Source organism: Halolamina litorea (genome assembly GCF_026616205.1).
GTDB lineage: Archaea > Halobacteriota > Halobacteria > Halobacteriales > Haloferacaceae > Halolamina > Halolamina litorea.
Genome location: NZ_JANHGR010000002.1, coordinates 416385 through 433173, shown reverse-complemented (window position 1 = coordinate 433173; position 16789 = coordinate 416385). Strand labels below are relative to the sequence as shown.

The following is a 16789-nucleotide window of genomic DNA, read 5'->3' as shown; positions in this document are numbered from 1 at the left end:
GTATCCCACCGTGTAACCGACTGAAAGTAACCGACACGTATATTGGTGGTAACCCTCAAGGTATGGTATACCATGTCATTTGGTGCCTATGACGAGGGCGAACACGAGCGCCGTGAACAGCTGACCTCGCAGGCCGACGCCGAGTTCGAGGAGCGGCCCGAGCCGTTCAGCGGGACCGTCAGCTACGACGCCGGTGACTCCGCGGAGGCTCTGCTCGATCAGTTCCAAGAGATCAAAGAGGACTGATCCGCAATCGCCCTTCTCCGTCCGTCCGAATCCGCCAGCGGCGGCGCTGCCGGAGCGCCTAACCGCCTCCGCCTCCAAACGTCGCCGATGGCCTCCCAGCGCTGTGACGGCTGTAACCGACGGGTGCGGATCGGCGGCGGGATCGGCGACTTCTGGTCGTTCAGCAACGACGGCCCGACCGAGGGGATGGACCTCGAACTGGCCGACGGCACCGAGTTCTTCCTCTGTTTCGACTGTATCGAGCGGCTACCCGACGACCGGGACGCGAGGTCGGCGGACGTCGAGGCACTACCTCGGCAGGACGACTGAGTACGAAAAAAGGGAGTCCGGCGCGCCGGTGGTCGGTTACTCCGGCTTCAGGCCGCCGTCCTGGACGCGCATGATCGCCTCGCCGTCGGCGAGGTTGGGCGCGTCGACGAGGCGCACGATACGCTTGTCGCCCTTGGACTTGCGGAGGTAGATGCGGAACGTCGACTTGTGGCCGAGGATGTTCCCACCGATCGGCTGGGTCGGGTCGCCGAAGTAGGAGTCGGGGTTGGAGGCGACCTGATTGGTCACGAGCACGGCGACGTTGTGGAGGTTGCCGACCTTGTCGAGTTCGTGCAGGTGTTTGTTCAGCTTCTGCTGGCGCTCGGCCAGTTCGCCACGGCCGACGTACTCCGCACGGAAGTGCGCCGTCAGGGAGTCGACACAGAGCAGACGGACGGGCCAGTCGGTCTCCTCGTGTTCCTTGGCGAGTTCGAGGGCCTTCTCGGCCAGCAGCATCTGGTGGTTGGCGTTGAACGCCTTCGCCACGTGGATCTTGTCGAGGAACGACTCGAGGAGCGCCTCCATCGTCTCCTCGTCGCCGGGTTCGCCCTCGATCTCGCGGCGTTCGAGTTCGTCCGCGATGAGTTCGTCGTCGAGTCCTCGGATCATGTCGTCGATCCGCTCGGGACGGAACGTGTCCTCGGTGTCGATGAAGATACAGCCGCCGTCGAGGCCGCCGTTCTCCTTCGGTAGCTGGACGTTGACCGCCATCTGGTGGGTCACCTGGGACTTCCCGGCACCGAACTCGCCGTACACCTCGGTGATGGACTGGGTCTCCATCCCGCCGCCGAGTAGGTCGTCGACTTCGTCGATCTGCCACGAGAGCTTCCCGATACGTTCGCGGCGCTCGAGCACCGTCGAGCCGGTCTCGAAGCCGCCCACGTCGGCGGCCTCGCGGGCCGCGTTGATCACGTCGGCCGCCGTGGAGTCACCCACGTCCGCGGAGTTCGACAGCTCGCCGGGGCTTGCCACGGCGATGCTCTGGAAACTCTCGAAGCCCGCGTCAACGAGCTTGTCTGCGGTTGCGGGGCCGACGCCGGGGAGACTTTCGAGGTCGTCTTCTGGCATACACTATCGTTGTCCGTCCCCGGGGATAAACCCTCGTTAACAGTAGGGTGAAACTGAAACACGCCGACGCTGCGGGCTGTCGGTTCGTGCGCGGCCAACGTTGAAAAGGCAGAACGAGCCGCCCGGAGCGGTCCCGCCATCGTCGCCGCTCAGTGGCGCCGCCAGAGGACGTACCCACCCGCCACCACCAGCAGCGCGCCGGCGAGGGGATCACCTGCGGGGTGGACGGCAACGGCGGCGCCGGCGAGGACAGCCAGTCCACCGAGGTAGTCCGGCGTCTCGAAGCGCGGCCCCGGATCGCCGACGGCCTCGAACTCGCGGGCGAGTCGCTCGCGGCCGACGTGTCGGAGTTCGCCCGTCGCCCGACGGTTCCCGCCGGCGTCGGTGACTCGGAGGAGCGTCACCTGCTCGTCGGCGTCGTCGAACCCGACGACTCGGAACGTCGGCCCTGAACCGTCGCCGTCAGTGAGACGGTAGTGGTCGTACACCGCGGGGTCGTCGGTCATCTCACTGCCACGGGTGCCCGCCGGGTGAGTCGGGCCAGAGCGGGTACCAGAGCGACTCGTCGTCCTGTACGTCGAGTTCCCCTTCGAGCACCGAGCGGAGTTTGAACTCGGCGCGGTTGTTCCGGTCGTGGTCGCCGCTGGGACAGAACGGGTAGTAGGCACCGCGACGGAACGAGTAAACCCAGTAGGCGCGGTCGGTGGCGTCGTCGACGTTCTTGAAGCCGAACACGGCCGCGAGCAGGCGGGAGCCGAACCCCTGCTCGACGAACTCGTCGGCCGCGAAGTGGACGCTGGTGACCAAGTCCTCCGGGTCGTCGTCCTCGAGGACGACCCAGTGGTAGCCGTGGCCGTCCTTCCGGCGGCTGAACGTCGTGCCGGTCTCGTCCTCGCCCGCACGGAGGATCGTTTCCACCTCGTCGACGGCGTCGGCGAAGGCCGTGCTGTCGACCTCGGAGAAACAGAGCGCGGCGGCCCCCGCCGACCGGTAGTCGAGTTCGGCCTCCATCGTGATGTAGGCGGTACTCATGCCGAACAGCGCGTCGGGGTCGGCCGCGCTCGCGGCGTCGGCCTCCGCCCGCACCCCGAGCACGGACTTCAGCGAGTCGAAAATACCCATACCCGCCGTTCGACGGCCGGGCGTTTAGTTGTCCCGTCAGTCGCCGTGCTCAGTGCGGGCGACCTCGCGTTCGCCGTCGGCGCCGTCGTGGGTCACCACCGTCGTCGCCGGGAGGCCGCCGTCGAACCTGATCTCGGCACGGTAGCCGCGGTGGACGAGCTGTTGGGTACACATCTCGTCGGGTTCGGATTCGTCGACCGTGGTCACGCGAACCGAGAGTTCGTCGGCCACGGCGTCGTACGTCGCCGACGCCAGCGAGGCCACCATGCAGCCGTTCCGGCCGACGATGCAGCCCTCGACGATTACGCGGGCGTCGTCGGTGGAGACGGTCGCACTCCCCGGTTCCGGGCAGTTCTCGCGCGGTTCGAAGGATCGGTCGGTGATCGTTGGAGGGCTCATGGGCGGTGTGTCGGTGTCGGTCGCCGCGGGGCCGTCGTCGGGCGTCGTCGGCGCGTCGCCGACGCAGCCGGCGGTGGCCGCGAGCACGCTCGCAGTGCCGACGAGGAACGGTCGTCGTTCCATACCCGACCGAACGGACGCTCGTTCCATAAGTTCGCGGTACGGACAAAAGACCCTTTGTGTCTCCCCCACACGCGCTCCGGGAACCGGAACCGACTTATGCGGGTCGGGCGTTTGTCGAAATGAGTCCCGATAGGGTAGTGGACTATCCTCTTGGCTTGCGGAGCCAGGGACCGGCGTTCAAATCGCCGTCGGGACGTTCTTCACCGCGCTAACCGAGAAGCGACGTGGGTCGCGATCCTGAATCGACTCGAGGGGCCAGCCTCGCGGTCGCCTCGCCGCCGACCAATCAGTCACGAGCGACGGCGCCGACGCCGGCGTTATGCCCTCCTTACGGCCTGAGAGCGGAGGGGAAGCGTTTTACCCGACACGCCCCGCCTACGAGTATGACCGTCGAGCTGCCGTTCGCCCCCGTCGACGCCATCATCCGTCGCAACGCGGACGGACTCCGTGTCAGCGCCGACGCGGCCGAGGAACTGGCGGCCCGCATTCAGGACCGCGGTGCCGAACTGGCCGTGGAGGCCGCCGAGCACGCGACCGAGGACGGCCGAAAGACGCTCATGGCGAGTGACTTCGGCGTCGGACAGGTCGTCGACCGCGAGGCCGTCGACCTCCCGGTCGCTCCCGTCGACCGCATCGCCCGACTCCGGATCGACGACCGCTACCGCGTCTCCATGGAGGCCCGGATCGCGCTGGCGGACATCCTCGAGGACTACGCCGACAACGTCGCCCGCGCGGCCGCCAAACTCGCGCGCCACGCCGACCGGCGAACCGTGCAAGCCGAGGACATCGAGACGTACTTCTCCCTGTTCGAGTAATGCAGTTCGGCTACTCCGAGCGCTGTCTCGACCACGACACCGGCGCTCGACACCCCGAGTCGCCCGACCGCATGCGGGCGATCAGGGAGGCACTCAAGGACCGCCACGGCGTACGCTACGTCGACGCCGACCCCGCCGACGCGGCGGCCATCGAGCGCGCACACGACCCCGATCACGTCGACGCCGTCCGAGAGTTCTGTGCCGACGGCGGCGGGGAGTGGGACCCGGACACGGTCGCCGGCGAGGACACTTACGAGGTCGCCCTGCAGTCGGCCGGGCTGGCGATCTGGGCCGCCGAAGCCGCCGTCGAGGGCGCCGACGGGCGGGAGACCCCGTTCGCGATCGGTCGCCCGCCGGGCCACCACGCCGAGTCCGACGAGGCGATGGGGTTCTGTTTCTTCAACAACGCCGCCATCGCCGCCCGCGCGGTCATCGACGCCCCCGACAACGGCGTCGACCGCGTGGCGATCTGGGACTGGGACGTCCACCACGGCAACGGCACACAGGAGATCTGCTACGACGACCCCGACGTGTTCTACGCCTCGACCCACGAGGCCGGCCTCTACCCCGGAACGGGCGAGGTCGGCGAGACCGGCGAGGGCGCCGCCGAGGGGACGACGATGAACGTCCCCCTCGCGGCCGGCTGTGGCGACGACGAGTACCGCTACACCCTCGAACACGCCATCGCGCCCGCCATCGAGCGCTTCAGCCCCGATCTCCTGTTGATCTCGGCAGGCTTCGACGCCCACCGACACGACCCCATCTCCCGGATGCGGGTCTCCACGGAGGGGTACGCCGAGTTCACCGACGCCGTCAGGACCCTCGCCGACGACATCGACGCCGCGCTCGCGTTCGTCCTGGAGGGTGGCTACGGACTCGACACGCTCTCGGAGAGCGTCGCCACCGTCCACGAGACGTTCGACGGCCGGGAACCGGTCGTCGACGAGGGCGAACCGACCGCGGACGTGGTCGACTCCGTCGAGGAGATCCGCGAGCGTCACGACCTCTGAGCCGCCGACCGAACGACCCCGCCTCAGACCCGCGGCTCGAAGTACGCGCGTAGGTCCGTCCCGAACTCGTCCGCCAGCGTCGCCACCGAATCGCCGACCAGTACCTCGTACCCTCCCGTGAGCGCCGTCTCGACGTGCGCGCCGAGGGCCACGTCGAACAGCGAGTCGCTGCGCAGGAACGCCTCGGGCGTTCGGTGCTCGCGCGGGCGTTCGACCACGTAGCGGTCGCCCTCGACGAACGGGCCGTACGCCGACTCGTCGTCGGCGTAGGCGTCGTAGAACGATTTGGCGTGCTCGCCCACGTGGACGGGCGGCCCCTCGTGGCGCGCGACGGCAGGGAGTTCGGCGACGCCCACCTCGACGAACAGCACCGAGCGGCCCGACACTTCCTCACCGATGCCGTCGGCGAACGTCGTCGCCCGGAGGGTGTCGAAGCCCCGGCGGTCGAGTTCGCCCGTAACGCCCGACAGCGACCGGCGGAGTTGCGGGTAGAGTTGGTCCTCGACCACGTCCGGCGTGTCGAACGTGAGGGCGAGGGCGTGGCTCCCCCGCCGGTCGAGGTGCTCGCGGACGCCCTCGGCGTCGATCGGAGCGACGGGATCCGGGAAGAACAGCGACTCCCGCGGGTCGCTCAGCAGTTCGCGGCAGTAGTGCTGGAAGCGCGCGAGGTTGGCTGGCGAGAGTACCGCGGCGACGTTCCGGTCGGGGTCGGTCGGATCGATGACGACCAGCGGATCGTCGAACTCGGCGGCGTCGGCGACGGATGGCGGGACCTGTGCGGCCTCGACGGCGTCGGTGCCGGCACCGTCGGGTTGGCCTTCGTCGCGCGGGTCGAACCGGACCGGCGGGTGCCAGTCGGCGGCAGCCTCGACCAGCGGGACGAAGCCGCCGTGTTCGAGGATCAGGAGTTCGACGAGGTAGCCCGAGAACCCCTCGGTCCGGAGGTCGCTCCCGTAGACGCCGACACCCTTCATGAAGCGCTTCAGCAGCCGAGCGGCCTCGGAGAGCTCGGGGGTGAACCTCGCTTGGAGGAACGCGTCGTGGAACGGCGTGCGGTCGACGGCCGAGCGGATATCCGTCGCCGAGGTGACGTCGTAACACGGGACCAGATCCACGTCGAACCCCTCGTACTCGCCTTTCACGTAGGGGTGTTCGGCGTACTCCTCGTGGCCGTCGGGGAGGACGGCGTGGCCCACGTCGAGGCCGTACTGTTCCAGTTCCTCGCGGTCGAGGGCGGCGGGGAAGCACACGAACAGGTCGATGTCCCGGTCGCCGGCGAGCCACGTCGAGCGGGCGCTGGATCCGACCTGCACGGTGTCGGCGTCGACAGGGAGGTCGGCGATGGCGGCGTCGGCCCGGGCAGCCAGTTCGGCGGCGACGGCGCGGAGGCGCTCGCGCTCGTCGGCGTCGGGGGTGACGCGCTCGCTCACACGCGTGAGCACGGCGTCGAGGGCGTCGTCGGTCATGGACGGCCGTTCTCCGGGGCGTCGGGAAACCGTGTCGGTCGGCCGCGTCGTCGTCGCGGGGAAACGAAACCCATATCAGGGAAACCGCGGTACGTGGAACTGGGCCGTCGTAGCTCAGCTGGTAGAGCACCACGCTGTTAACGTGGTTGTCCCAGGTTCGAGCCCTGGCGACGGCGTCGATCCTTTCGGTACCCTCAATAGTTAGCCGCGCCGCTGTTCGAGTGAGGGCCCTTAGCTTAGTCTGGTTAGAGCCCCCGGCTCATAACCGGGTGATCGGTGGTTCAAATCCGCCAGGGCCCACTTCTCGTTCCACGAACCGACGAGCGAACGGTAAAGCAGTCCCCGCGTTCAGCCCGCGAAGTGGAGAGCGCCTTCCGGGGTCGGGGTCGTCTCGTTCCCGGGACGCGCCTCCTCGATGACGTAGCGCTGCCCGACCATCGCGTCCAGTAGCCTGTCGACCGGCGCGCGGTCGTCGCGCAACACGGGCACGTCGTCGGTCCGAACGTCGGTCGTGTAGCCGCCGATGGCCGCGGCGAGGTCGATACCGATCTCCCGCTGCTGATTGCGCTCGCGGAGTTGCTCCTTCGTGACCCGCTTTTGGCCCTTGGTCGCCACGAGTTCGATGTTCTGGACGACGCCCGCGCCGCCGGTGGGGAAGGCGTACACCCGGCCGAAGGAGGCGTTCATCGTCTTGTACTCCGCGCGGTAGAACTGGGAGGCGGGGCCGGAGGGCGCGGAGATGACGTTCGCGACGGCCATCCCGTTCGGGGAGAGCCGGTCGGTCACGAGGTCCATGAACTCCTTCGTCGTCAGTTGGAAGGGGACCTTGTCCCGCCGGTAGGCGTCCAACACGACGAGGTCGTAGGTGTTGTCCGTCTCTTGGAGGAACTGCCGGCCGCCCTGGGTGTGGACGGTGATGTCGTACTCGTCGGCGCGGAAGTACTCCCGAGCGACCCGGACGACCTCGGGGTCGATCTCCGCCACGTCCACGGTGGCGTTGTACTCGGCGGCGAAGCGTTTTGGCCCGCTGAAACCGCCGCCGCCGATGAAGAGCACCCGGTCGATATCGTCGGGATCGGACGCGAAGAGGTACGGCAGGTGGAAGTAGCGGGTGTACTCGAAGACGTGGCGGGTCGGGTCCGACTTGTCCATCGCGCTGTGGCGCTGGCCGTCCAAGTAGAGCGTCCGGGTGTCGCCGACGTCGATCACTTCCAACTCCTGGTAGGCCGTCTGCGTCTCGTAGACGACCTCGCCGCGAGCGGTGTAGCCGAGCGCGCCGGTCGTCGTCGCCGTGAGCAGGAGGAGCGCCACGCCGATGGCCGGCAGCGCCGAGACGCCGCTGTCGGGCCACGCCAGGTACAGCGCGGTGAGGACCGCGACGCCACCCAACACGAGGTAGATGTAGGTCACCGAGAGGGTCGGAATGAGGAAGAACGTCGTCCCGAAGGCGCCGACGATACTCCCGATCGTCCCCAGCGCGTAGACGTGCCCGGACGCCTCGCCGATGCCCTCCTTCTCCGAGAGTTGGGCCGTGTAGGGGCTGATGAACCCGAGCAGGTACGTCGGCGGGCCGAACATGATGATGACGGCCGGGAGGGAGGCGAACCGACTCGGCAGCGGGAACACCGCCGTCGAGAGCAACAGCTGATCCCCGAAGAAGATGAGCAAGGCGACGTACGCCGCCGTCCCGAGGAGCAGCCAGACGAGGCGCCCGTTGGTCGCTCGCGTCGCCGCACGCTGTCCCCCGACGTGGTAGCCCAGACTCAACGCGGCGAGGAAGACGGCGATGATGCTCCCCCACGTGTAGATGGAACTGCCGAACTGCGGGGCGATGACCCGCCCAGCGAGGATTTCGAGCCCCATGCTCGAGACCCCGGAGACGAACACCGCCACCTCGGGCCCGCTCATCCGGAACCGGTCCACGACACTCATTACCTTGATGGAGGGTACCGCGAAGTTAAGGCTACAGGTCCCGGGCGGTGCGTGCCCCGGGCGTTCGGTGCCCATGTCTCCAGCGACGGCGGGATCAGCGAGCCGAACACCCCGGGACGGTCAGCCCGATCACCGACTAATCCTTCACTTCCACGCCGCCGAACGCGACCGAACCGGACACGACCAGATCGACCGTCTCGTGGTCGGCGTCGACGCGGAGTCGGCTGTCCTCGGCGGCGCCGAAGACCGGGAGCACGTCGAGTTCGACGTTCCAGTCCCGGGGGACGACGATCTCCACGCCGCCGAACAGGGCGGTCACGTTCACGCGTGCGGGCTGGCTCGCCGGCGTCACGTCACGCAGGTCGAGCGTCGTCCCGCCGAAGAGGACGGTGAGGTTCGCCCTCTCGAAGCCATCGCCGACGGCGCGCCGATCGGTGCCGCCGAACAGCGAGAACGTCTCGATCACCGACTGCTCGGTCGTCGGCGTCCCGCGGGTGAACCGTCCGGCGAGCAACGAGAGGCCGAAGAGGATCACGACGATCGGCCAGAGCGCCGCGAGGCTCGCCCACTCGATGATCCCAAGCGTCACCAGTTGGACCCCGCCGGCCACGAGAACCAGCGCCAGCGGCCCGATCAGGTTCCGGAAGCCGCTCGTGACCAGCGCGTACAGCCCCACGAGCACGAACAGCGAGGGAGCGTAGCGGAACAGCGGCCCGGTCTCGTAGAGCCCGGTCGAGTCGAGGAACAGGAGCACGCCGAGAACGACGATGACCGCGCCGACGACGACCTGCGGGGAGAGCGTACGGTTCGCCATAGCCTGTAGCGGTTGGTCGGTCGCACGGTTCGTTATGAAGGGGATTCCACCGAGGTCGCGGGAGACGGGCGCGGCCGATAGTTTCCTAATCCCGTCGGGGGAAGGGCGGGTCATGCTGCTCTGTGTCGATGCTGACGACGCCGTCCGGAACGCGACGGCGGAAACCCTCCGGGGGGCCGGCTTCAGCGTCGCCGAGGCGGCGTCGGCGGCCGACGCCCGCGAGCGACTGGGCGGCGACGTGGACGCCGTCGTCACCGAACAGGCACTCCCCGATGGGACCGGCCTCGAACTGGTCCAGCAGGTCCGGGAGACGAGTCCCGACACCAACTGCGTCCTCTACACCGACGTGCCGGTCGAAGAGATCGATACGGCCGCGTTCAGCGACGTGGTGACGGAGTACCTGCGTAAGGACGCCCCGGCCGCCGAGTCCGAACTGCTCGACTTGGTCGAACAGGCGGTCGCGTTCGGGAGCCAGACCGCCTACCCGCTGCCGGAGAACGAGGAAGCCCGGCTGACCGCCCTGGAGCGCTACGCCACCGACCCGGAGTCCCTCGGGGACTCCTTCCGTCGACTCACCGAGATCGCGACCGAGACGTTCGGCGTCGACGCCGCCGCGATCGGTCTGATCGACGCTCACGAGCAGCGCTTCCTCTCCTGTAGCGGGGTCAGCCTCGGCCCCATCGACCGCGAGGACACGATCTGTACCTACGCGATCCTGGATTCGGACGTGACCGTGATCGAGGACGTGAGCGAGGACCCACGGTTCGCCGACAACGACGGCCTGGACGCGGCGGGGATCCACTTCTACGCCAGCGCTCCCGTCGAGACCGACGCCGGCGAGGTGATCGGGACGTTCTGTATCTACGACGACGCCGCACGGGAGTTCGACGAGCGTGGTCGGGAGCTACTGACCATGTTCGCCGGGGAGACGATGGACCAACTGACGCTTCGCCGTCGCCTCCGTGACGGGGGTGGGGAGGATGTCTAAGGACCGATACGGCTTCGACGGGCTCTCGCTGTCGTCGATCCGGCCGGGGACGACAGTCCTGCTCGCGGGGCCGGCCCACGCGGGAACGCGGGACCTCGGGCTTCGACTACTCTCTCGCCCGGCCGACGAAGGAGCCATCGTCGTCACGACCAACCGTCGGTCGCGCCGGATCGCCGACGACAGCGAACGCGTCGGGCTCTCGCTGTCAAGGGAGAGCGCGGCGATCCTGGACTGTGTGGGCGACGAGGACGAGAGCGTCCCAGCGCGGGTGCTGTCGGTTTCGGGACCCTCTGATCTGACTGGGATCGGGATGCGCTACTCCGACGTGTACCGGACGTTCGCCCGCGAAGATACCGACCACGTCAGGACGGGACTGTTCTCGCTATCGACGCTGCTCTCCTTCGGCGACCTCAAAACCGTCTCGCGGTTCGTCCACACGCTGGTGGGCCGCATCGACGCCGTCGACGGGCTGGGCGTGTTGCTGATCGACCCGGCGATCCACGACGACCGGACGGTCAGCACGCTCTCCCAGTTCTGTAGCGGCCGGATCGACGTGCGCGACGGCGACGACGGCCCGGAGCTCCGGGCGCGTGGCCTGCCCGACCAGCCCCGGGACTGGCGGCCGTTCGACCCCACGACCGACCGGGCCGAGTGAGTTGAAACCACGGGAACGCGTCGCATTCGATAGGTACGTCGTCCCGGTATCGAACTCGACCCCGTAACGAAGCTGTGGCGCTTTTCGACTCCGTCACGCTGGGAGCGCTTGCACTGGACACCCGCGTCGGGCTGGCGCCGATGACGCGGGTGAGCGCGACCGAGGACGGCCGCGCGACAGCCGAAGTGGCCCGCCCGCGGCCGAGGCCGCCAGCGGCGACGACTGAGAACTACTCCAGGTAGGCGATGCCGTCGGGGTGAATCCCGGCGTCGAAGCGCTCGACTTCTTCGAACGAGTCGGTGTCGATCACCGATACGTCGTTGGTCTTGTTGTTGGCGACGAACGCCCGCTCGCCGGAGGGCTCGAAGACGGTGCCGCCGGGCCAGATGCCGACCGGGATCCGCTTGACCTCCCACGGCTGGCGCTCACCGTCGCGGACGAACTCGGTGTCGATCACGGACACGTCGTCACCCTCGCGGTTGGCGACCAGCGCGTAGCGCCCCTCGGGGTCGAAGACGACGCGGACCGGTGTCTCGCCGAGCAGCGCGGTGCTCGTCTCGTCGAGGCTCTCGCCGTTCAGCACGGAGAGGCGGTCGTCGTCCTGATTGGCGACGAAGATCTCGCCGGTGTCGGGGTCGACGGCAATCCCCTCCGGCCCCTCGCCGACGGGCGGGTCGGCGACGACGCGGCGCTCGTCGGCGTCGACGAGGGTGACGGAGTCGCTCCCGATGTTGGCGATGTAGGCCGTCTCCTCATCGGGACCGAACGTGACCATGTGGGAGTGCTCCTGATGGGTGGGGAACGTCTCCAGCAGGTCCTCGGTCTCCAAATCGAAAACGAACACCTGACTGCTGTAGGTCGAGACGAGCCAGAGTTCGCCCGCCGACTCACGGACTGCGAGGCCGTGGGGGAACTCGAACAGGTCGTGTTCGAAGCGGTCCCGGACCTCGCGGGCCTCGTTGTCGAGGAAGAGCAGGGAGTTCCCCAGCGAGCAGGTGACGTAGGCGGTCGCGCCGTCCGGCGAGAGCGCGATCTCGTGGGGGTTGAAGTCGGTCTCGACTGTGGCGAGCGTCTCGCCCGAGTCGGCGTCGATGTAGGAAACGGTGTCCTCGTCCTTGTTGAGAACGATGAGTTCGCCCATGGGCCGCGGTTCGGGCGTGGTCGGGATAACCGCGCGGGTCGCGGAACCCCTCCCCGGTCGGCCCCAGCCAGCTACCGGACCTTCCCGCGGGCTTGCACCTCCCAGAGGTCGGCGACCGCGCCGTCGCGGACGCCGACGAGCAGATCGTGGAGGTTGATCGTCGTACAGACGTGCGGGACGATGAACTCCAAGCGGTCGCCGACAGCGAACGACGCCTCGGCGTCGCTGGTGTCGATCCAGCCGTGTTCCTCGCTGGCGTTGACGTACTCGATGTCGTCGCGGTCCTTCGGCACGGGCATCTGGGGCTTGTCCAGCGAGAACGTCTTGCTCCCGCCGTCGACGACGAGTCGGTCCTCGTCGGGCACCGCGATAACCGTCGTCAGCACCGTCGCCGTGCAGTCGGCCTTCGAGACCTCCCACGGCCGGAGTTCGAGTTCGCCGACGTCGTTGAACGGGTACATCCCGGGGTTGATCTCGGTGACGACCGGGTGGCGGGCGCTGTAGCGTGAGGTCGCGGTCCCACCGACTTTCACCTCGGGCACGTCGACGCCCGCGGCCTCGATGTCGTCGACGACCGACTGCGCGAGGTCCATCGCCGCCCACGCGGCCTCCTCGAACTCGGCCTCGGTGCTCGCCTCACCCTTGACGTGGGCGTCGTAGGCGAGGATCCCGTCGAAGACGACCCCCTCGGCGTCGGCGACCGATTGGGCGAGATCGGGCGCATCGGCGGGTGCGACGCCAGTTCGGTTGAGCCCCATGTCGACCTCCAGCACCGCGTTGAGGGTGCAGTCGTTCCGGTCGGCGGCGTCGGCGAGCATCTCGACCGTCGCCACGGAGTCCACCGTCGTCGCCAGCGCGTCGACCTTGCCGTCGAGCCAGCAGAGCCGGTCCAGTTTCGACTCGCCGACGACCTGGTAGGAGAGGTAGATGTCGTCGATGCCGTTACGAGCCATCGTCTCGACCTCGCCGAGGGTCTGACAGCAGACCCCCGCACCGCCGGTCAGGTCGTTCTCCAGCGCCGCCAGTTCGGCGTTCTTGTGGGTCTTGACGTGCGAGCGCAGGGCCACGTCGTGTTCCTCGGCGACGGCAGCGTACTCGCGGATGTTCTCTTCCATCGCGTCGATATCCGCGAGGAGCACGGGCGTCTCGAGGTCGTCGAGGGGCTCGCCGAGCCGGGGCCCCATCTCGTCTGCGGTCCACGTAGTCATGGCTTGCGGGGCGGGCCGCGGCGGGATAAACGGGTGGGGTCGGAGCAGGTCGGTACGGTAGTCGCGTCGTCGCCCGGCGGCTACCCGAGCAGTCGGGAACAGGAACCGCAGAGGTTCTCCTCTTTCACGTCCACTTCGCGGACTGTCGGGGAGAACGACATGACGCACTTGCTGTTGTCACAGTGTTCGAGGCCGAAGTTGTGGCCCATCTCGTGGACGACCTCCTTGCGGATCCGGTCGGCGAACACCTCCGAGGTTGGTTTGGTGGAGATGCCGCCGTCCGAGGAGGTGTTGAGTCGGTGCGTCGAGATGACCGAGCCGCGGCCGTTGAGGTACGCGAGGCCGAAAACGTAGTTGCGCTGGCGGTAGTAGATGTCCTCGGTCGTGATGGCGATGTTCTTGTCGCCGCGCCCGGCGTCGCTGGCGACCTCGATGAACCGCTCGGCGCGGTACTGGCTGCGGCCCCGGTCGAGGGCGTCCTCGGGGATGGACTGCTCGCTTCGAACGCCGACTTCGCAGCCGTAGACGGACCGAAGCGCCTCTGACGCCTCCCGTTTCGCGCGGCTCGGGACCGGTCCGATCGGAACGATGTCGACGTGCATATCGGGACCCACGCCGAGGACCAGTATAAACCCTCGGCATGGACCGAACTACCGACCCACTGATCGTCCGACGGCTCCGGGATGCGGACCGCCTGCTGGAGGTCGGCATCGGCGACCGAACCGGCGTCGCCGCGGGCCTCGTCGCCGCCGGCGCCGACGTGCGCGCGACCGACGTGGTCCCGGTGTCCGTTCCCGACGGCGTCCGCTTCCGCGTCGAGGACGTGACCGCCATCGAGACCCCCGACGCGTTCCACCGCGTCGACGTGATCTACGCGCTCAACAGCCCGCCGGACCTCCACCGGCCGGTCCACGAACTGGCACGGAACGTCGGTGCCGAGTTCCGCTTCACGACGCTGGGGTTCGACGAGCCGGCGATCCCCGTGGCGCGCGAGACGCTGACTGACGGCGAACAGCGGGTCACGCTCTACACCGCCGAGCCGGGACGGAGCCGGCGGAACAGCCGGTAACCGGCCCGCACGACCGTCCAGAGCAACACCAGAACCGCCGCGACCGCCGCGAGCAAGCCGGAGAGCTCCGCGGCCGGCAGCGTGTCCGCGTCACCGCCCATCTCGGGGAAGCGCTGGTCGAGGCCGGGTGTCATCGACGGGTGGGGCCCGTCGCCCGCCGTGGTAGCCGGGTCGCCGCCGACGTAGCCCGCGAGCCAGACGGCCGTCTCCTCGCCTGCAGCGTCGACGACGGCCTTGCGGAGTACCACGGGGTCGACGTACTCGCTCGCCGAGAGGGCGGCGAACACGGATCGGACCGAGCGCTCGCCGTCGGTCACCTCGCGGATCCGCTCGTCGAGGAGCGCGAGCACGGCGGCCCCCTTGCGGTAGGCCACTCGGTCGCCGTGCCAGGAGTCACGGTCGGCGAGCACGGCGTCGGGCCGAGTCACGCGGTCGGTCAGGACGCCGACGGTGTCGTCCGGGCCAGCGACTCGGTAGGCGACGTACTCCGCGCTCGCCTCGCCGAGCCACCGGCTCCGTTCGTTGGTGTGTAGCGCCAGCGCTGCGTGGGCGAACTCGTGAGCGAGGGTGAGTTCGCTCGCGTCGGCACGTATCCAGAGGTCGGTGTCGCTCGCGGCGCCGCCGGCCCGTGCGGCCCGGGGAAGGACGAACGCGGTCACGGCGCCGTCGGGCGTCGTCCCGGCCGCACGATAGCTCCCGACGGCCAGTTCGAGCGCCCGGTCGGCACCGACGGTGAACGCGGCCGCGTCGGGCACGATCAGCCGAGTCGGGGAGTCACCGGTCGCGACGTGGACCCGGTGGGAGCCGACGAAGACGAACCGATCGCCGACCGCGACAGGGGCGTCGGCGTCGACCGAAACGTTCCCGCCGGGCGCTTCGTCGCCGGCGTCGAAGCGTCGTTCGAGGGTCGTCCCGGCGGCCTCCCACGAGAGCCGGAACCGCGGCGAGGGGGCGAACGCCCAGTTCTCGCCGGCTTGGAAGGGGCCGTCGGGACCGATATCGCCCAGCGGCGTCGATCGGGTCTCGCCGAGGTCAACGCCGGCCACGAGCGTCGCTCGCTCGCGGCCCTCACTGAGGCGATAACCGTCGCCGGCCGACTCGAAGCCGTCCGTTTCGGTGACGTTCAGGACGCCGAAGGCGCCGTCCAACCGGACGGAGTCAGCCTCGTGGTCAGCGTCGACGGTCGCTTCGAAGCGGACCGTCCGGCCGTCTCGCTCGACGGTGACGGCGAGGTCGGCCGACGGCGCGGTCGACGAGGGGGCGGCCGCTACGGCGGGATGGGCTGGGGACGCAGGCGCACCCGCGGCGAGGCCGGCAGGGAGCGAGGCCCCCGCGAACAGCACGCAGAGAACGAGTATCAGTCGCGCCGCCCGCCTGCCACGGGCGGGGCGAATGCCCGGAAGCACGACTCGGCGTTTCACTTTCGAGAAATAAGTCTTGCGCCGCGGATCACCGTACCGGCGGCGGGGGCGAGCCGCAAACGCCTTTCACCCCCGTCACGCAAGGCGGGGTATGCACGCGGACGCGGTCGTCCTCGACGTCGACGGGGTGCTCGTCGACGTGGCCGACTCCTACCGGCGGGCGATCATCGAGACGGTCGAGCGGCGCCACGGCGAGACCATCGAGCGCGAAACGATCCAGCGCTTCAAGGACGCCGGCGGCTTCAACAACGACTGGGAGCTGACCGACGCCGCGGCGCTGTTCGTCATCGCCCGGCAGGCCGGCTACGACGGCGACGTCGCCGAGTTCACCGACGCCATCGCCGCCACCGAGGAGCGCGGACTCGCGGGCGCCCGCTCGGTCCTCCGGGAGGCCGCCGACCGGGACGGGTTCGACGCCGATGCCGTCGAGGCCCAGTGGGACCCCGAGGGCGTTCGGGAGACGTTCCAGGCGCTCTACCTCGGCGCGGACCTGTACCGGGATATCGAGGGCGGTGAGCCACCGTTCGAGGCGCCGGGCTACATCCACGACGAACCGGTGATCCTCGAGGCCTCGACGGTCGAGGCGCTCCAGTCGCGCTTCTCGGTCGGGGTACTCACCGGCCGCCCGGCCGCGGAGGCCGACATCGCGCTCGAACGGGCCGGGCTCTCGGTGGCTGCGGAACACCGCTTCACGATGGACGACTGGGACGAGGGCAAACCCCACCCGCACGCCCTGACCACGCTCGCCGAGCGCTTCGACGCCGAGTCGACCGTCTTCGTCGGCGACACGCTCGACGACGTGCGGACCGCCGTCAACGCCGCCGAGGAAGACCCGTCACGCGAGTACCACGGCGTCGGCGTCCTCACGGGCGGGCTGACCGGGGAGTCGGGTCGCCGGAAGTACGAAGCCGAGGGCGCCGCGGCGGTGGTCGACTCGGTGAACGACCTGCCCGAGCTGCTCGACTGAGCCGTCGACCGGGCACCCAACGCTTACGACCGAACC

General features: G+C 68.9%; 19 protein-coding genes, 3 tRNA genes and 1 pseudogene. 12 read left to right on the top strand and 11 right to left on the bottom strand.

From position 1 onward, the window contains the following. Positions 1–72 precede the first annotated feature (72 nt). Together NO998_RS13170 and NO998_RS13165 are read left to right on the top strand one after the other, a co-directional pair. On the top strand, positions 73–246 hold the full coding sequence (locus NO998_RS13170; RefSeq protein ID WP_267647704.1) for a DUF5786 family protein: 174 nt from the start codon (positions 73–75) through the stop codon (positions 244–246). A gap of 87 nt (positions 247–333) precedes the next feature. Continuing rightward, positions 334–555, top strand: a complete 222-nt coding sequence (locus NO998_RS13165; RefSeq protein WP_267647703.1) for a DUF7561 family protein — start codon at positions 334–336, stop codon at positions 553–555. A 36-nt stretch (positions 556–591) separates the two neighbouring features. On the opposite strand, the gene radA is transcribed toward NO998_RS13165, so the two are convergent. The 4 genes from radA to NO998_RS13145 form a co-directional block, all read right to left on the bottom strand. After that, complete coding sequence (gene radA / locus NO998_RS13160; RefSeq protein WP_267647702.1) at positions 592–1623, bottom strand: DNA repair and recombination protein RadA; 1032 nt, start codon at positions 1621–1623, stop codon at positions 592–594. Positions 1624–1772: 149 nt separating this feature from the next. Next, entirely contained in the window at positions 1773–2129 is a 357-nt protein-coding gene (locus NO998_RS13155) for a hypothetical protein (protein WP_267647701.1), read from the bottom strand. 1 nt (position 2130) lies between these two features. Beyond that, positions 2131–2745 (bottom strand): PspA-associated protein PspAB, encoded by a 615-nt coding sequence (gene pspAB / locus NO998_RS13150; protein ID WP_267647700.1) that lies wholly within the window; start codon positions 2743–2745, stop codon positions 2131–2133. A gap of 36 nt (positions 2746–2781) precedes the next feature. After that, on the bottom strand, positions 2782–3267 hold the full coding sequence (locus tag NO998_RS13145) for a hypothetical protein (RefSeq protein WP_267647699.1): 486 nt from the start codon (positions 3265–3267) through the stop codon (positions 2782–2784). 123 nt (positions 3268–3390) lie between these two features. Here NO998_RS13145 and NO998_RS13140 point away from each other — a divergent pair. The 3 genes from NO998_RS13140 to NO998_RS13130 all read left to right on the top strand — a co-directional run bounded on the left by NO998_RS13140 (position 3391) and on the right by NO998_RS13130 (position 5092). Further along, a tRNA-Arg gene (locus NO998_RS13140) sits at positions 3391–3463 on the top strand. Positions 3464–3650: 187 nt separating this feature from the next. Beyond that, complete coding sequence (locus NO998_RS13135; RefSeq protein ID WP_267647698.1) at positions 3651–4082, top strand: histone; 432 nt, start codon at positions 3651–3653, stop codon at positions 4080–4082. Further along, positions 4082–5092 (top strand): histone deacetylase family protein, encoded by a 1011-nt coding sequence (locus NO998_RS13130; RefSeq protein WP_267647697.1) that lies wholly within the window; start codon positions 4082–4084, stop codon positions 5090–5092. Before NO998_RS13135 ends, NO998_RS13130 begins: the two co-directional genes overlap by 1 nt. A 23-nt stretch (positions 5093–5115) precedes the next feature. Here NO998_RS13130 and cca read toward each other — a convergent pair whose 3' ends face one another. Continuing rightward, a complete protein-coding gene (gene cca, locus NO998_RS13125) occupies positions 5116–6558 on the bottom strand; it encodes a CCA tRNA nucleotidyltransferase (RefSeq protein ID WP_267647695.1) in 1443 nt (480 codons plus the stop codon). A gap of 103 nt (positions 6559–6661) precedes the next feature. On the opposite strand from cca, the gene NO998_RS13120 reads away from it, so the two are divergent. Beyond that, a tRNA-Asn gene (locus NO998_RS13120) sits at positions 6662–6734 on the top strand. Positions 6735–6783: 49 nt separating this feature from the next. Continuing rightward, positions 6784–6858, top strand: a tRNA-Ile gene (locus NO998_RS13115). A gap of 48 nt (positions 6859–6906) precedes the next feature. On the opposite strand, the gene NO998_RS13110 is transcribed toward NO998_RS13115, so the two are convergent. Then, complete coding sequence (locus NO998_RS13110) at positions 6907–8490, bottom strand: spermidine synthase (protein ID WP_267647693.1); 1584 nt, start codon at positions 8488–8490, stop codon at positions 6907–6909. A gap of 136 nt (positions 8491–8626) precedes the next feature. Next, a complete protein-coding gene (locus NO998_RS13105; RefSeq protein ID WP_267647692.1) occupies positions 8627–9304 on the bottom strand; it encodes a LiaF transmembrane domain-containing protein in 678 nt (225 codons plus the stop codon). A gap of 112 nt (positions 9305–9416) precedes the next feature. Here NO998_RS13105 and NO998_RS13100 point away from each other — a divergent pair, with 112 nt between their 5' ends. The 3 genes and pseudogenes from NO998_RS13100 to NO998_RS15790 all read left to right on the top strand — a co-directional run. Continuing rightward, entirely contained in the window at positions 9417–10292 is an 876-nt protein-coding gene (locus tag NO998_RS13100) for a GAF domain-containing protein (RefSeq protein ID WP_267647691.1), read from the top strand. After that, on the top strand, positions 10285–10947 hold the full coding sequence (locus NO998_RS13095; protein WP_267647690.1) for a DUF7504 family protein: 663 nt from the start codon (positions 10285–10287) through the stop codon (positions 10945–10947). The genes NO998_RS13100 and NO998_RS13095 overlap by 8 nt, the downstream gene beginning before the upstream one ends. 74 nt (positions 10948–11021) lie before the next feature. Beyond that, positions 11022–11141, top strand: a pseudogene (locus tag NO998_RS15790) (NADH:flavin oxidoreductase); the annotation flags it as partial. A 35-nt stretch (positions 11142–11176) separates the two neighbouring features. Here the strand turns inward: NO998_RS15790 and NO998_RS13085 are convergent. From NO998_RS13085 to NO998_RS13075, 3 genes are all read right to left on the bottom strand, one after another. Continuing rightward, positions 11177–12088, bottom strand: a complete 912-nt coding sequence (locus NO998_RS13085; protein ID WP_267647688.1) for a YncE family protein — start codon at positions 12086–12088, stop codon at positions 11177–11179. Between the two features lie 71 nt (positions 12089–12159). Then, complete coding sequence (locus NO998_RS13080) at positions 12160–13296, bottom strand: alanine racemase (RefSeq protein WP_267647687.1); 1137 nt, start codon at positions 13294–13296, stop codon at positions 12160–12162. Between the two features lie 80 nt (positions 13297–13376). Next, on the bottom strand, positions 13377–13898 hold the full coding sequence (locus NO998_RS13075; protein ID WP_267647686.1) for an archaemetzincin family Zn-dependent metalloprotease: 522 nt from the start codon (positions 13896–13898) through the stop codon (positions 13377–13379). Positions 13899–13936: 38 nt separating this feature from the next. Between NO998_RS13075 and NO998_RS13070 the strand changes: the two genes are divergently transcribed. After that, complete coding sequence (locus tag NO998_RS13070; protein ID WP_267647684.1) at positions 13937–14365, top strand: UPF0146 family protein; 429 nt, start codon at positions 13937–13939, stop codon at positions 14363–14365. On the opposite strand, the gene NO998_RS13065 is transcribed toward NO998_RS13070, so the two are convergent. Beyond that, positions 14323–15771 carry a hypothetical protein gene (locus NO998_RS13065; RefSeq protein WP_267647682.1) on the bottom strand — a complete coding sequence of 483 codons (1449 nt, stop codon included), beginning with the start codon at positions 15769–15771 and terminating at the stop codon, positions 14323–14325. The two genes, NO998_RS13070 and NO998_RS13065, sit on opposite strands and share 43 nt — an antisense overlap. A 106-nt stretch (positions 15772–15877) precedes the next feature. Here NO998_RS13065 and NO998_RS13060 point away from each other — a divergent pair, with 106 nt between their 5' ends. Then, complete coding sequence (locus NO998_RS13060; RefSeq protein ID WP_267647681.1) at positions 15878–16753, top strand: TIGR01548 family HAD-type hydrolase; 876 nt, start codon at positions 15878–15880, stop codon at positions 16751–16753. The last annotated feature ends 36 nt before the right edge of the window (positions 16754–16789 follow it).

Excerpts from the sequence above, each read along its gene's own strand:
- NO998_RS13170 (WP_267647704.1), top strand. The coding sequence starts at position 73 with ATGTCATTTGGTGCCTATGACGAGGGCGAACACGAGCGCCGTGAACAG.
- NO998_RS13165 (WP_267647703.1), top strand. The coding sequence starts at position 334 with ATGGCCTCCCAGCGCTGTGACGGCTGTAACCGACGGGTGCGGATCGGC.
- radA (WP_267647702.1), bottom strand. The coding sequence starts at position 1,623 with ATGCCAGAAGACGACCTCGAAAGTCTCCCCGGCGTCGGCCCCGCAACC.
- NO998_RS13155 (WP_267647701.1), bottom strand. The coding sequence starts at position 2,129 with ATGACCGACGACCCCGCGGTGTACGACCACTACCGTCTCACTGACGGC.
- pspAB (WP_267647700.1), bottom strand. The coding sequence starts at position 2,745 with ATGGGTATTTTCGACTCGCTGAAGTCCGTGCTCGGGGTGCGGGCGGAG.
- NO998_RS13145 (WP_267647699.1), bottom strand. The coding sequence starts at position 3,267 with ATGGAACGACGACCGTTCCTCGTCGGCACTGCGAGCGTGCTCGCGGCC.
- NO998_RS13135 (WP_267647698.1), top strand. The coding sequence starts at position 3,651 with ATGACCGTCGAGCTGCCGTTCGCCCCCGTCGACGCCATCATCCGTCGC.
- NO998_RS13130 (WP_267647697.1), top strand. The coding sequence starts at position 4,082 with ATGCAGTTCGGCTACTCCGAGCGCTGTCTCGACCACGACACCGGCGCT.
- cca (WP_267647695.1), bottom strand. The coding sequence starts at position 6,558 with ATGACCGACGACGCCCTCGACGCCGTGCTCACGCGTGTGAGCGAGCGC.
- NO998_RS13110 (WP_267647693.1), bottom strand. The coding sequence starts at position 8,490 with ATGAGTGTCGTGGACCGGTTCCGGATGAGCGGGCCCGAGGTGGCGGTG.
- NO998_RS13105 (WP_267647692.1), bottom strand. The coding sequence starts at position 9,304 with ATGGCGAACCGTACGCTCTCCCCGCAGGTCGTCGTCGGCGCGGTCATC.
- NO998_RS13100 (WP_267647691.1), top strand. The coding sequence starts at position 9,417 with ATGCTGCTCTGTGTCGATGCTGACGACGCCGTCCGGAACGCGACGGCG.
- NO998_RS13095 (WP_267647690.1), top strand. The coding sequence starts at position 10,285 with ATGTCTAAGGACCGATACGGCTTCGACGGGCTCTCGCTGTCGTCGATC.
- NO998_RS13085 (WP_267647688.1), bottom strand. The coding sequence starts at position 12,088 with ATGGGCGAACTCATCGTTCTCAACAAGGACGAGGACACCGTTTCCTAC.
- NO998_RS13080 (WP_267647687.1), bottom strand. The coding sequence starts at position 13,296 with ATGACTACGTGGACCGCAGACGAGATGGGGCCCCGGCTCGGCGAGCCC.
- NO998_RS13075 (WP_267647686.1), bottom strand. The coding sequence starts at position 13,898 with ATGCACGTCGACATCGTTCCGATCGGACCGGTCCCGAGCCGCGCGAAA.
- NO998_RS13070 (WP_267647684.1), top strand. The coding sequence starts at position 13,937 with ATGGACCGAACTACCGACCCACTGATCGTCCGACGGCTCCGGGATGCG.
- NO998_RS13060 (WP_267647681.1), top strand. The coding sequence starts at position 15,878 with ATGCACGCGGACGCGGTCGTCCTCGACGTCGACGGGGTGCTCGTCGAC.